The organism is uncultured Thiohalocapsa sp. (genome assembly GCF_913063425.1).
Classification (GTDB): domain Bacteria; phylum Pseudomonadota; class Gammaproteobacteria; order Chromatiales; family Chromatiaceae; genus Thiohalocapsa.
In genome coordinates, this window is the sequence record NZ_CAJXYK010000056.1 from 1 (window position 1) to 13,244 (window position 13,244).

Sequence of the window (13,244 nt, forward strand, 5' to 3'; positions counted from 1 at the left end):
AGCCGGGGGTCGAACGGCGACCTGATCCTGTATCCGGTTCGGCCTGGCCTTCAAGCTCGCCGATGAAGCAGGCCTTGTGCCTGGCGGCGCATCCGCGCCTCGCAGAAGGTCGCCGAGCTGTTCGCGGGAACCCGGATACCACCGTTGCGGTCGTCCTCCATCGACAAGGACGGCTGGATCTGCTTGGGACCTACGTCAAGTCCGTGCTGCTGCCGCCGGGCGTTTGCGCAGAGTGGCTTGCCGGTGATCCGACCGTGGAGCAGGCCCTGTCCAGTGCCGGTTTTCTTCGGGTCGTTGCAGTGACGGACCATGCCCTTCAGGAGCAGATGCGCTCCCTGGAGACCGCGGACCTGAACGACGCCAACGTCGCGAGCCGCTTCATCGAGGTCAAGAAGTCCCTGCGCGATGCCTTGTAGACGGAGATCGCCAACAGCGGCACGTCCCACGCCGAGAGTCTGGATGACGACACCGACGGCCTCGCGACGCGCTGCGTCCGCTGGCTGTTCTCGGCATCCCGGGCCGAGGTCAACCCCCGCGGCCCCACCGAGCCCGAGCTGGCGTAATACCTGCTCGCCCCGGGCGAAAGCATCCAGGGTATGCGCGACGCCCTGAAGCGCCTCTACGACACCTGCTGGTACATCCAGCAAACCAAGTCCGGGCGCTATCTGTTTCAGCGTCACAGAAACCTCAATGCGCAGATCAACAGCTAGGTCAACGTCTGCTCCAACGCGGACCGCGACGAGCGCATCGAGGGCAAGCTCAAGGAGATGTTCGCCCCAAAAGACAAGGCCTGCTGTCTCGACTACGCCTTCATGCCGTCGCCGACGGCAGGCCATCAGGTGCTCAAGGTCCAGGTGGTGCCGCCCGGGAGCAAGCTGCTCTAAAGCCTGGACGGCAGCAACCCGGCCGACAACGGCGCTGCCTACGCCGAACCCGGCATCGACGCCCCCGACCGCGACCGCCCTGCACGACTTCGGCCAGGTGGCCGAGCATGGCGACAGCTCCTTGCGAACCGGGCGGGGTTGGCCTAGTTTGGCCCGATCACCCCAATCCCCGAGAGCCCGCGTGCAGAACATGTCCTTCCACGACGCCAAGGGCCGGTTCGGCCAGCATTTGGACACCGCGCGGCGCGAGCCCGTCACCATTGAGTGCCATGGCCGCCCGGTGGCGGTCGTACTCTCCAAGGAGGAGTACGACGAGCTGAACGACATCAAGCTCCGCCAGCTCCGCGCCGAGATCGACGCGGGGCTGGCCGATTTAGAGCGCGGTGCCTACACCGATTACGCGCCTGAAGCCTTGCCCAAGCTCGCCGAGCGGATCAAGGCCGCCGGCCGCGAGCGACTCGGTAAGGAATGATCTACCGGCTTTCCGCCCGCGCGGAGGTGGACCTTGCCGAGATCTGGGTCTAGATCTGGCTCTATAGCGTCGCGCAATGGGGCATTGATCCGGCGGACCGCTACGTGGACGACCTGGTGGTCCGTTTCGCATGGCTCTGCAACAACCCTGCGCTCTGGAAACCCCGGACGGACCTCGCCGAAGGGCTCCAGAGCTGTCCGCAGCAGCGCCACGTCATCTACTTTCGCGCGGTTGGCGCTCCTGCCGACACGATCGAGATCGTGCGCGTGCTCCACGCGCGCATGACGCCGGCAGACCACCTTTGACCTCGATGGATAGGACGATGACCCCACCCGGTGACGACCAGCCGGCCGGCATGCGCTTGGAGCAATACCGGGCCACGCGCATCCCCTGATCGGCACGAACGCGGCGAGCACCGGCCTGAACCTGCAACGCCTGGGCAGCCTGATCAACCTGGACCTCCCGTGGAATCCGACCGTGCTGGAGCAACGCAAGGGGAGGGTGCAGCGTGGCACCCTGGCGAAGCGCATCCCCTTCTACAACATGCGTTACGACAAGGGGGCGGAGCAGCGCTTGTTTCAGGTCCTGAACGGCAATGTGGCTTATCGCATGTTGCTCGATGCCTGGTAGAGCGCGCTTCGTCTCTGCAGGCGTGCGCTGCCGCACCGCAAGGTCGATGGGCGTCGTCCCCGCGCCGTCATGCATGTTCGCAACGCTTTCCGCCGGCAAAATCGCTCGCCGTCGAACGGTGCAATCTTCGGTTCATCAACGAAAAAACGCCGCGGTCGTCTGTAAAGACGGCCGCGGCGTTTTCTTGTTGGTGGAGGCGGCGGGAATCGAACCCGCGTCCGCGAGCCCTCCGCCGTCGGTACTACATGCTTAGTCCGCTCTATTGTGTTTAACCTTCCACCGCCCGAGGGACAGGGCGATTGGTCGGCGATCCCGAATTTGGGGTTTTAGCGAATCAGGTCCGGGCCCCCGTCATCGCGATCCTGTGTAAGGTTACCCCACGAATCCGCCGCCCACAGGCAAGTGACGGTGTGAGGCCCGCTGGGATTAAGCAGCGAGGGCGTAGTTGTCGTCGTTGGCAACTATTGATTTGCGGATGGTTTTACGAGGTATCCCGCACCTCGGCATGCACCTCGGGTTTTGCGACCCACGTCGAAGCCAAGTCGCCCCCTGTTCGCAGGATCGGACAGTCTATCGCCCTGCGGGTTCCATGGCAATTGGGGGTGGATGGCTCGGGACGCAAGGTCCGGGTGGGTCGGCGGGAGCGTTCGCGGCGGTCCAGTCGGGTCGGGCTGCGGCGCAGCATGCTGCGGGGGTTGAGGATACTGTCCCCCCAAAAAGTTCCCCCCAAAAAAAGGTTGCGTGTACTGTCCCCCATAACGTTTTCCAAGATGCTGTTGGGGTTCAACGGACCAGACAATGAGGATACGGTCCCTGGGGCATCCCCGCGCCTTCGGCCTGGAGAGCGCGCGGGCAGGACTGGGGGCGCCGGCTTTCAGCCGGCGTCGCGCGCCGGGGGCTCGATGCCCCCGGCGCGCGAGCTGCGGCGCCGGAGCCGGGCGTTGGCCCATGCGGCCCTGGACGGGCGGTTGTGCATGCGGCCCCGTGCCGGTCCAGAGGCCGTCGACGCGGCATTGAGCCGCGTCGGCGGTGAGTCGGCTGAAGGGCCGGCGATTCCGCTCAGCCGCGCGGCGGCGAGGCAGCTGCGACTCTGCCGCGGATTACGCGTCGAAAGCTGGCAGCAGGCCACTGCTTCTCGGCGCGGGAATCTGTGGATGGCTCAGGTATGCCTCCCCTTTTTGGCCCGGGAAATCAGTGTACTGTCCCCGAACAACGGCCTGGGAAACCAGTGTACTGTCCCCGCAAAACAAGTGTACGGGCGTCAAAAAAGAGCTGCCGCGGAGCTGGGGCCGGTGCGGTGGATGTGGGCGTTGGACTGGATGGGGGGCTTCTGGTGGCCGCTTGCGGGCCCATGTAGCGATGACGGGTTGATTGCGATGGGTGATGCAGCGTGAGCAATGCACTGGGGCTCGACTTTGCCGGCAAGCGCTTTCTGGTGACCGGCGGCAGCAGCGGCATCGGCCGTGCCGCGGCTGAGCTGCTGTACGATGCCGGCGCCCGTGTGCTGGTGACCGGCACCTCCGCCGAGCGGCTGGCGGCGCTGGAGGCGGACTGCCCCGGTGTCACCTCGCGACGCAACGATGCGGGGGACCCGGCGGCGGCGGAGCAGCTGGCGGCGGCGGTGCGCGAGGGCCTCGGCGGCCTTGACGGTGCCTTTCTGAACGCGGGCACCGCGAGCTTCGAGCCGCTGCCGGCGCTCACCACCGAGGCCATCGACCGCCAGTTTGCCGTCAACGTGCGCGGGCCGATGCTCCAGGCCCGGGCGCTGGCGCCGCTGCTGGTGGACGGCGGCGCCCTGGTGCTCAACACCTCCGTCGCCCGCGACAGCGGCCTGCCGGGGGCGGCCGCCTATGCGGCGAGCAAAGGCGCGCTGCGCTCCCTGGTGCGGGTGCTGGCGGCGGAGCTCGCGCCCCGGGGTATCCGCGTGAACGCGGTGAGTCCGGGGCCGATTAAGACGGATTTCTACGCGCGCTCCGGCATGCCGGAGGCGGCCGCCGCCGCCATCGCCGAGTCCGTGCGCGCCCGTGTACCACTCGGGCGCTTCGGCACGCCGGCCGAGGCGGCCCAGGTGGCGCTGTTCCTGCTCTCCGGGCTCGCGTCCTTCGTCACCGGCTCCGAGTATGTGGTGGACGGCGGCCTGAGCGAGGTCTGAGCATGCGCGCAATCACACTTCGACGCCGCCGGTGGTGGGTCGCCATCGCGCTGTTGCCGCTGCTCGCCCTCGCCGCCGCGCCGCTCCCCGCCGAATCCCTGCTGTCGCTCGATGTACACCACGAGGACGGCCGCTACCGGCTGCGCGCGGACATGGAGATTGCCGCGCCTGCAGCGGCGGTGCGTGCCACGCTCACGGATTACGCCAATCTGACGGCGCTGAATCCGTCCATCCGGCAGAGCAGCGTGCGGGCGGCGCCGGCGCCCTATGACGCCCGGGTCACCACCCTGCTGCGGGCCTGCATCCGGGAGCTCTTCTGCCGGGAGCTGAAGCGCGTTGAGGACGTTCGGGAGGACCCGCAGCGGCTGCTGGCGGTCATCGTACCGGCGCAGAGCGATTTCCGCGCGGGCCGCACCGAATGGCGCCTGTCGCCACGGCCGGACGGCGTGCGGGTGTCCTACCGCGCCGAGCTGACGCCGGCCTTCACGGTGCCGCCGCTGGTGGGGACTGCGCTGGTGAAGCAGGGCCTGGAGCGGGAGCTGCGCCGGCTGCTGCGCAACCTGGAGCGACTGGCCCGGGCGCGCTCCTGAGGCGGTGCCGGCAGCCGGGCCGCCGGGCAACGCGTCTTGGTCGCCCGTCGGCACTGGCTTACACTCCGGTCTGCACGGGGCGGCACCGTGCGCCGACCGGAGCAGATCAGCCCATCATGGAGCCCACGCAACCGCAACCACCGCTGCCACGCCGCGTGCGCCTCGTGCAATGGCTGCGCTGGCTGCTCAAGGCCACCGTCTGGCATGGGCTGACGGCGCTGCTCGACCGCGCCGGCTTCACGCCGCAGACGGTGCAGGTGCTGTGCATCGACCCGCAGGCAGACAAGCTGCTGCTGCTGCGCACCCGTGAATACCGCTGCGGCCTCTCGCCGGTGCAGGGCCTGCGCCGCGGCACGCTCACCTTCGGCCTGGTGCCCGGACGGCTGGACGTGCGCGAGGACGCCCGCCGCGAGCTGGCGGAGGAGGCCATCCCCGAGCCGCCGCCGCTGGCGGACTTCCGCGTCGCCGAGCGCTATCGCGAGGGCCCGTATCAGCAGTTCGACTGCACCGTGCTGGTGGTCTTCTGCGAGCACCAGGCCGTGATCCTGGGCCCCGAGACCGCCGAGGGCCAGCCTTGCTGGCTGCCGGTGGGGGAGGCCGTCGAGCGCCTCGGCAACCGCACCCTGCGCGATCTGTTCGCGGACTGGCGGGACGACCCCGGCTGCGCCCCGGATGCCCCGGCGCAGGCGCAGCGCCGGCGCTTCATCCTGGGGCCGGCGCTGGAGGTGCAGGGGCCCGCTGCCCAGGGCAGCGTCAGCCGGCGCGGGGCCGTGCCGGCGGATGCGGAGCCGGCGCTGCCGCGGCTCTGGCCCATGTCCCTGTCCATGCTTGCCGCCGCCCGGCGGCTCGGCCGGCGCGATGCCGCGCAGGTCTACCAGGCCAATCCGAAGTTCGCCGCGGAGCTCTGGAATGGGATGTCCACGGCGGCGCGGGACTGTTACCGCCCGGACCCCAGACTGTGGCGCGATTGCCGGCTGCTGGACGCGGCACGGCCGGATGCCCTGCTCGCGGGTTGGCGGGAGGCGCGGGTGGAGCGCCTCGCCGCGCGCAACAACGACAGCGATGCCTGCTCCATCCCCGGTTGCGCCACGCCGGAGGCGGCGCTTGCGCTGCAGCGCCTCTCACGCTGCGAGATGTCGCTGGACCTGATCTACGACAGTGTCGAGGACCGCGTCGGCTGCTTCCTGACCCGCGGCGCCGTGTCCGGGGTGATTTCCGACGTGCTGTTGTATGCGCATCTGTCCGCGCGCTATGTGCCGATTCCCGTGTTCCATACCCATCCCATCTACCGCACGGCGCTCGGCTACAAGCAGCCCTCGGCGGCGGACTTCTGGGTCATGGGCGCGCTCTACTACCGCCTGGAGGGGGCGAGCGTCGGCGACTGCGCCTTCTTCCCGGACGGCACCTGGACCGAGTACGGCATCACGGGGCACGGCCGCTGCTGCTTCCGCCGCGCCGGGGACCCGCTGCTGCCCGCGGCGGGGGAGCCGGTGACGACCTTCATCGAGGTGGCCCTGCCCGAGCGCACGGCGCCCTCGGTGCCGGCGACGCCTTAACCCGGTCTGCGCAGCCGCCAGCAGCGGTGGATGTGGGGGTTGCGGCGGAAGTCGCGGGGGATGGTGGCGTCGCTGATGTCCTCGATCTGAAGCTCACCGTGCTGCGCCAGGGCATCGCTGTCGAGCCGAAAGCGGCGCCGGTTGGTGGAGAAGATGAGCTCGCCGTCGGGGGCGAGCAGGGCGACAGCGGCGCGGATCAGATGCACGTGGTCGCGCTGCACGTCGAAGGTCCCCTGCATGCGCTTGGAGCTTGAGAAGGTGGGCGGGTCCAGGAAGATGAGCCCGAAGCGCCCGCGGTAGGCGCGTGCGTTGGCGAGCCAGGTGAGGCAGTCCGCCTGGATCAGCTGGTGGTCGCGGCCGGTGAAGCCGTTCAGAGCCAGGTTGCGCCGAGCCCAGTCCATGTAGGTGCGCGACAGGTCCACGCCGGTGGTGGAGCGGGCGCCGCCGGCCGCCGCATGGACGCTCGCGCTCGCCGTGTAGCAGAACAGGTTCAGCACGTGTCGGTCGCGCGAGCGCTCGCGCACCAGCCGGCGCGTGTCGCGGTGGTCCAGGAACAGGCCGGTGTCCAGATAATCCGCGAAGTTCACCAGCAGCTTGAGCCCGTCCTCCGCCACCACGTGGAACTGACCCGTCTGCCCCTGCCGCTCGTACTGGGCCGCGCCGCGCTGGCGCTGACGGACCTTGAAGAAGAGGTCTTGCTCCGGCACCCCGAGCACGTCGGCGATGACGCCCATGGCCTCGCGCAGCCGGCGGCGCGCGGCCTTGGGGTCGACGTTTGCCGGCGGCGCGTATTCCTGCACGTGCACGAAGCGGCGGTCGGGCGTGTCGGGCTCGGCGGAGGCGTAGACATCGATGGCCAGCGCGTACTCCGGCAGGTCCGCATCGTACAGGCGCCAGCAGCCGATGCCCTCCGCCCGCAGCCACTTGGCGAGCGCCTTCTGGTTCTTGCGCAGCCGGTTGGCGAGCATCTCCGCCCCCGGGCCGCGCTCGGCGGCGGGCAGGGGGCGCGGACGGTCCGAGACATGCGCCTCGGCGCTCACGCGGAAATGCAGCAGCCGGCACTCGATGGGGCCGTTGTAGAGGGTGTGGAAGCGCGCCGCACGCAGGCCCATGCCCTTGCCCAGGTCCGGGTTGCCGGTGAGCACCGCGGCACGCCAGCCGTCGAAGCGCTCCCGCAGTACGGCCCCCAGGGTCGCGTACAGCGCCGGCAGCTCGGACTGGGCGCCGAGGCGCTCGCCATAGGGCGGGTTGGTGACCAGGAGCCCCGGGGGCTCGTCCGGCGCCGGCGCGCAGTCGCCCAGGGCGCGGCGCTCGAAGCGCAGATGCCCGCCGAGCCCGGCGCGCTCGGCGTTGGCCTGCGCCGCGCGCACCGCCTGCGGGTCCTGGTCCGAGCCGCGGATGTGGAGCCGGCGGCGGCCGAGCGCGGTCAGTCCCGCCACGCGGCGCGCGCGGGCCTCCGCCAGCAGGTCCGCCCAGGCCGCCGCGTCGTGGCCGGCCCAGCCGAGGCAGCCCCAGTGCACACCGAGCTCGCTGCGCAGCAGGCCGGGGGCGATGTCGGCGGCCATGAGCGCGGCCTCGATGGGCAGGGTGCCGGCACCGCACAGGGGGTCCAGCAGCCCACCGCCGGCGGCGGCGATGTCCGGCCAGCCGGCGCGCAGCAGCACGGCGGCGGCGAGGTGCTCCTTGAGCGGTGCGGCGACCTCCTGCACGCGCCAGCCGCGGCGGTGCAGGGGGGCACCGGCGAGGTCCAGGGACAGGCTGGCCCGGTCGCGGAACACCTGGCAGCGGATGCCGAGGTCGGGGCGGGCGGTGTCCACGTTGGGGCGCGCCAGGCCCAGGTCGCGGAACTGGTCCACGATGGCGTCCTTGACCCTGAGCGCCCCGAAGTGGCTGTTGTCGATGCCCGAGCGTACCGCGTCCAGGTGCACCGCCAGGGTGCGGCCCGGTGCCAGGTGGTCCGGCCAGTGGATCTCCCGCACCCGGGCGTAGAGGCTGTCGGCGTCCGGCGCGTCGAAGCCCGCCAGCGGCAGCAGCACCCGGCTCGCCACGCGCGACCACAACAGCACACGGTAGGCATCCGCGAGGCTGCCCGAGAAGCGCACGCCGGCGCGGGTCTCCTGGGCGGAGGCGATGCCGAGACCGCGCAGCTCCTCCGCCAGCAGGGTTTCGAGGTTGCGGGCGGCGGTGGCGAAGAACTGACTCAGCGCCGGCGCGGCGGCTGCCGTGGCGCTGCCCCCTGCGCCGGAGCTCACTGGTTGACCACCTTCACGGTGTTCGGCAGCTGGCTCAGGGTCACCTCGGCGAAGGTCTCAAGTGCCGCCCGCCGCGGGAAGGTGCGGCGGAACACCAGCGAAATGCGGCGCTTGGCGTCCGGCAGGTCGAGCCCGCGGGCGATGATGCCGCTGTCGGTCATCCAACTGCCGCGGATGGCCAGCGCCGGCACCAGGGTGCAGCCGAAGCCGGCGCCAACCAGCTGCAGCAGGGTCTCCAGGCTCGCCGCACGCAGGTCCGCCATCTCGCCGGTGCGCGGGCGGTCCGCGAGCTTGCACACCTCCATGACCTGGTGGCTCAGGCAGTGCCCTTCCGAGAGCAGCAGCAGGTCGATGGACTCCAGATCTGCCTGGGTGATGTCGTCCTTGTCGTAGAGCGGATGCTTGCGCGGATGGGCGAGCCAGAAGGGCTCGTCGAACAGCGGAATGCTGGTGAGATCGGGGTTGGGCGTCGGCGTGGCCAGCAGCGCCGCGTCCAGCTCATGCCGCTCCAGGCGGCGCAGCAGCGCGTCCGTGGTCTCCTCGAACAGCACCAGCTGCAATTGCGGACAGCGGCGCTTGAGCGGCACCAGCACCAGGGGCATCAGATAGGGGCTCAGGGTCGGGATGGCGCCCACGCGCAGCGGGCCCGCCAGCGGGTCCTGGTATGCGCGGGCCACCTGCTCGATGGCGTCCGCCTGCTCCACCAGGAGCCGCGCATGCTCCAGGATCTGCTCGCCGATGGGCGTGACCTCCACCGAGCGGTTGGTGCGCTCGAAGATCACCACCCCCAGCTGGTCCTCCAGCTTCTTGATCTGCCCGGAGAGCGTGGGCTGGCTCACGAAGCAGCGCTCCGCCGCCTTGCCGAAATGCCGGGTCTCCGCCACGGCGAGGATGTACTTGATGTCCCGTAGGTTCATTGACTGGCGCTGCCGCTGTGTGTCCTCTGCGCTGAGACCACAGGGATGTTAAACCAATCCCTGCGCGGCGGGTTTTGTACGGCGCGCTCTGGGGCGACTGGCCTCAGCGGGCGAGCCGCGCCAGGCGGCGCTGGTAGCGGCGCATCACCAGCAGGTGCGCCGCGGCCTGACTCAGGATGTAGAGATACCAGGGCAGGGACGGCGCATAGTCGTGGATGGCGGTCATGGTGTAGCGCCCGTCGAGGAGGGTGTGGAACTCGAACCGCGGGCGCCCGGCGGCGCTCTGCCGTGCGAGCAGGCCGCCGACGATGGCATACACCTGGCGCTCGGGCGTGCTGGCGGCGGGCTGATGGCGCAGCGCGAGCAGCTTGATGGGCAGCAGGCGCAGGCGCACCTCGACGTTCCGGTCGGCATCCACCCGGCTGCGCACCAGGGGCCAGCAGCATTCACCGAGCCAGCGGAAGTAGTTGCCGGCGACCCAGGCCGCATCCTGCCCCGGCGGCAGCAGCACGCGCTGGATGGACCGCACCAGGGACTGCTCGCGCATCAGGTGGCTGTCCTGCTCCCGGATGGTCTCCCGGGGGTTCGGCTTGAGGCGCCCGGTGGCGGGGTCCAGGCTCGCGCGCAGGGCTGCCGTGAAGCCCATGGCGTCGGGCTCGATGGCGCGCTGCAACGGATTGTCCTGCATCACCGTGTCCTGCGGCAGGCTCTCCACCACGGCCCCCACCAGCTGCGGCGGCGCCCGGCTCACCAGCCGCGCGGTGGCCGCGGCCAGGGCGTTGGGCAGGAAGGGCACGCGCAGGAACACGCGCCGGCGGCCGAGGACGCGGGCGGTCTCGCGCAGCATCTGCTCGTAGCTCAGCACCTCGGCGCCGCCGATGTCGAAGGGGCCGGTGAAGGACGCCGGCCGGCCGAGACAGTGCAGGATGGCCCGCACCAGGTCCTGCACGGCGATGGGGCGGGTGGTGGAGCGCGCCGAGGGCGGCAGGGCGAGCACCGGCAGCCGGCGCACCAGGTCCAGCAGCAGGTCCGGCGCGGTGCCGCCGGGCCCCACCACCAGGCTTGCCCGCAGCGCCGTCACCGGCGTGCCGTGGGCGGCGAGCACCAGCTCCACCTCACGCCGGCTCCACAGCAGTGGCGAGAAGCGAAAGCTCTGGGGCATGACGCCGCTCACGTAAAGGATCTGGCGCAGCCCGTTGGCGGCGGCGGCGCGGGCGAAGTTGTCCGCCAGCACCAGGTCCATGTCCCGTGGGCGCGCCTGGGTCAGCCGCGACGAGGGGGCGAGGGAATGCACCAGATAGACGGCGACGTCGATGCCCGCCAGCGCCGCCGTCAGGTCCGGTGCGGAGAACAGGTCGCAGTGGCGCCAGCGCAGTCCCGGCACCGCAGATGGCGCGGCGGCCCGGGCCGGCGAGCGCGTCAGCGCCAGCACTTCGTGCTGCTGCGCGAGCACCGGTGCCAGCGCGGCGCCGATGAAGCCGCTGGCGCCGGCGACGGCGACGCGCAGCGGGCGGTCGGTGCCGGCGGGCTGCCGTTGGCTCTCGGTGCTCAAGGTGCGCTGCGCGGCTTTGCGGTCCGTGGTCCCGATGCCGACCGAGTGCCGACCGAGTGCCGACCGTTACGGCGGCCCCCGGCCTCAGCCCGTGGCCTTGAGCGGCGTGACCTCGCCGCCGGCTTCTGCCGGCGCCGCTTCGTCGCGCGGCTCCGGCGCCTTGCCCCGGAGGATGCGCTCCACCTGCTTCGCGTTGCGCGCCAGGTAGATGGTGAGCTCTTCGAGGTCCGCGTCCGGCAGCTGCGGCAGCACGCCGTCATCGCGCAGCAACTGGCCGAGGCGGTCGGCGTTCTCCAGCACCTTGTCGTAGGCGTCGGCGGCCTTCTTGTCGGCGGTGCGCAATCTCTCGACTCCGTTGCGGTCTTTGACGATGTACTCGATCTCGATCATGGCGGGGTCCGTGCAGGGGCGGCGGATGGGGGCCGGATGCTGCCGCCGGCGCTGCCTGCCGGGGCGGGGGCAGTATAACGAGGCCGCGGAGGTGGGGGATTCTGGGATCGATCATGGGTTGAAATAGGTCATGATACTGTCAACCTTTCACCGGGGGAGGTGGCGAGCCGCCGTCCAGCCCACCGCACGCCGCACCGCACGCCCCACCGCATGCGGCTGCCGAAGCCTCCACCGCCGACCCCCATCGCCTCACCGTCACGGAGCTGTTGCCATGATCTCCGACACCATGCGCATGCGGATGAACCAGCAGATCAACCGCGAGCTGTACTCCGCCTATCTGTACCTGTCCCTGTCCGCCCACGCCGAGCGGGTGAACCTCAAGGGCACCGCGGCGTGGTTCATGGCCAAGCACGCCGAGGAGATGACACACGCCCTCAAGATGTACCGCTACCTGCTGGACCAGGACGCGCAGGTGGAGCTGGCGGCGGTGGACGCGCCGCCGGTGAGCCCGGACGGCGTTATGGCGATGTTCGAGGGGACCCTCACGCACGAGCGCGAGGTGACGGCGGCCATCAACGACCTGGTGGACCTCGCCCTGTCGGAGAAGGATCACGCGACGAACATCTTTCTGCAGTGGTTCGTGACGGAGCAGATCGAGGAAGAGGCCACGGTGAACGACATCATCGGCCGACTCCAGCTCTTCGGCGACAAGGGTCAGGGCCTGCTCATGATCGACAATGAGCTGGGCACCGCGGCCAAGACCATGGGGCAGGCGCAGGCGCCGGAGGCCGGGGCCTGAGGGCGGGGCATCCAAGGGGACTGTCACAGTGGGCGTCGGTGGGCCGCATGGGGTAACCGCCGGGCTTGGCCGTCCATTGCGTCGAGGAGCGCAGGTCTCTGTATGAGCAAGAAGAAAGACAAGTGCTGCGAGAAATACAAGAAGGACAAGCGCTGTAAGAGCTGTCCGAAGCGCAAGGGCCGCTGACGCCGCCCGGCGCCATCGGCCCGGGCGCGCGGCCCGACCTGCGCAGACAGCATTGCGGCAGAGTCAGATACAGGCGCCTTCGGGCGCCGCAGCGAGTCAACCGTCCATTCCTAACCGGGGGGAATCATGGTCAAGCCATCCACGTCCTTGCCGCGGCGCGCCGCGACCTTGCCGCTCCTGCTGCTGTGGGCCGCCGCCGTGGCGGTCTATGCCGGTACCGACGACGACTGGCCCGACTGGGCCAATGAGCCCGATCTCATGGAGCAGGTCGCAGCCGTCAGCGACGGCGAGCTGCGCTTCCTGAGCGCCGCCGACACCGACGGCGAGCATGCCCACCTGAACCGCATCCGCATCACCGAAGACAGCCTGGACGGCGGCTGGGTCGCCCTGGAGCAGTGCCATGAGAATCTGGACGCCGTACCGGCGGCGCAGATCCTGTTCCGGGCCGGCGGCATCCGGGACCTCTCCATCGAGTCCAGCCGCAACATCGGCCGCGCCTGGGTGGAGGGCCACAGCGTACAGCTGGAAGACGTCGGCCGTGATGCCGTGCTCTGCATCCGCGCCGAGAGTCAGGCCCTGCGCGACCTCGGCGACGGCCACTACCGCCTGCGCAACGGCCCCTACATGCGCCGGTTTCTGGACGGTTACTATCCCATGCGCGTGACGCTCGATATCCAATACCCCGCCGATGTCATCCAGGTGGTGGGTCAGTCGCCGGTGACCCAGCCCGGCTTCGACGTGAGCAACGGCGGCTCGGATCTCAGTGTGGACGCCACTTTCGAGGGCCGGCTGGTGACTTGTTTCGACTTCTGCCGGCGCGGCGGCGACTGCTCCGGGCCCGTGCCCGCCTGCGACGAGAGCTGA

13 protein-coding genes and 1 other RNA gene are annotated in these 13,244 nt (G+C 70.2%); 9 read left to right on the forward strand and 5 right to left on the reverse strand.

The window, feature by feature from the left end; genetic code table 11:
• Positions 1-62 precede the first annotated feature (62 nt).
• From QZ607_RS22080 to QZ607_RS22095, 4 genes are all read left to right on the forward strand, one after another.
• Complete coding sequence (locus QZ607_RS22080; RefSeq protein ID WP_295887292.1) at positions 63-416, forward strand: hypothetical protein; 354 nt, start codon at positions 63-65, stop codon at positions 414-416.
• Between the two features lie 658 nt (positions 417-1,074).
• Positions 1,075-1,356 carry a type II toxin-antitoxin system prevent-host-death family antitoxin gene (locus tag QZ607_RS22085; protein WP_295887293.1) on the forward strand — a complete coding sequence of 94 codons (282 nt, stop codon included), beginning with the start codon at positions 1,075-1,077 and terminating at the stop codon, positions 1,354-1,356.
• Between the two features lie 53 nt (positions 1,357-1,409).
• Positions 1,410-1,661 carry a type II toxin-antitoxin system RelE/ParE family toxin gene (locus tag QZ607_RS22090; RefSeq protein ID WP_295887359.1) on the forward strand — a complete coding sequence of 84 codons (252 nt, stop codon included), beginning with the start codon at positions 1,410-1,412 and terminating at the stop codon, positions 1,659-1,661.
• Positions 1,662-1,749: 88 nt separating this feature from the next.
• A complete protein-coding gene (locus QZ607_RS22095) occupies positions 1,750-1,986 on the forward strand; it encodes a helicase-related protein (RefSeq protein ID WP_367268240.1) in 237 nt (78 codons plus the stop codon).
• Positions 1,987-2,174: 188 nt separating this feature from the next.
• On the opposite strand, the gene ssrA is transcribed toward QZ607_RS22095, so the two are convergent.
• Positions 2,175-2,536: a transfer-messenger RNA gene (gene ssrA, locus QZ607_RS22100) on the reverse strand.
• Between the two features lie 840 nt (positions 2,537-3,376).
• On the opposite strand from ssrA, the gene QZ607_RS22105 reads away from it, so the two are divergent.
• The 3 genes from QZ607_RS22105 to QZ607_RS22115 all read left to right on the forward strand — a co-directional run bounded on the left by QZ607_RS22105 (position 3,377) and on the right by QZ607_RS22115 (position 6,284).
• Positions 3,377-4,138, forward strand: coding sequence for an SDR family oxidoreductase (locus QZ607_RS22105; RefSeq protein WP_295887294.1), 762 nt, complete (start codon positions 3,377-3,379; stop codon positions 4,136-4,138).
• Positions 4,139-4,140: 2 nt separating this feature from the next.
• Positions 4,141-4,728 (forward strand): SRPBCC family protein, encoded by a 588-nt coding sequence (locus QZ607_RS22110; protein ID WP_295887296.1) that lies wholly within the window; start codon positions 4,141-4,143, stop codon positions 4,726-4,728.
• Positions 4,729-4,844: 116 nt separating this feature from the next.
• Complete coding sequence (locus QZ607_RS22115) at positions 4,845-6,284, forward strand: hypothetical protein (RefSeq protein ID WP_295887299.1); 1,440 nt, start codon at positions 4,845-4,847, stop codon at positions 6,282-6,284.
• Here QZ607_RS22115 and rlmKL read toward each other — a convergent pair.
• The 4 genes from rlmKL to QZ607_RS22135 form a co-directional block, all read right to left on the reverse strand.
• Positions 6,281-8,536 (reverse strand): bifunctional 23S rRNA (guanine(2069)-N(7))-methyltransferase RlmK/23S rRNA (guanine(2445)-N(2))-methyltransferase RlmL, encoded by a 2,256-nt coding sequence (gene rlmKL, locus QZ607_RS22120; protein WP_295887302.1) that lies wholly within the window; start codon positions 8,534-8,536, stop codon positions 6,281-6,283. The two genes, QZ607_RS22115 and rlmKL, sit on opposite strands and share 4 nt — an antisense overlap.
• Positions 8,533-9,453, reverse strand: coding sequence for a LysR substrate-binding domain-containing protein (locus QZ607_RS22125; protein ID WP_295887306.1), 921 nt, complete (start codon positions 9,451-9,453; stop codon positions 8,533-8,535). Before QZ607_RS22125 ends, rlmKL begins: the two co-directional genes overlap by 4 nt.
• Before the next feature lie 103 nt (positions 9,454-9,556).
• Entirely contained in the window at positions 9,557-11,005 is a 1,449-nt protein-coding gene (locus QZ607_RS22130; protein WP_295887308.1) for an NAD(P)H-binding protein, read from the reverse strand.
• Between the two features lie 84 nt (positions 11,006-11,089).
• The gene (locus QZ607_RS22135) at positions 11,090-11,395 is read right to left on the reverse strand and encodes a YebG family protein (protein ID WP_295887311.1); all 306 of its coding nucleotides are present in this window, start codon (positions 11,393-11,395) and stop codon (positions 11,090-11,092) included.
• Positions 11,396-11,666: 271 nt separating this feature from the next.
• On the opposite strand from QZ607_RS22135, the gene QZ607_RS22140 reads away from it, so the two are divergent.
• On the forward strand, positions 11,667-12,194 hold the full coding sequence (locus QZ607_RS22140; RefSeq protein ID WP_295887314.1) for a ferritin: 528 nt from the start codon (positions 11,667-11,669) through the stop codon (positions 12,192-12,194).
• Positions 12,195-12,506: 312 nt separating this feature from the next.
• A complete protein-coding gene (locus QZ607_RS22145) occupies positions 12,507-13,244 on the forward strand; it encodes an alpha/beta hydrolase (RefSeq protein WP_295887316.1) in 738 nt (245 codons plus the stop codon).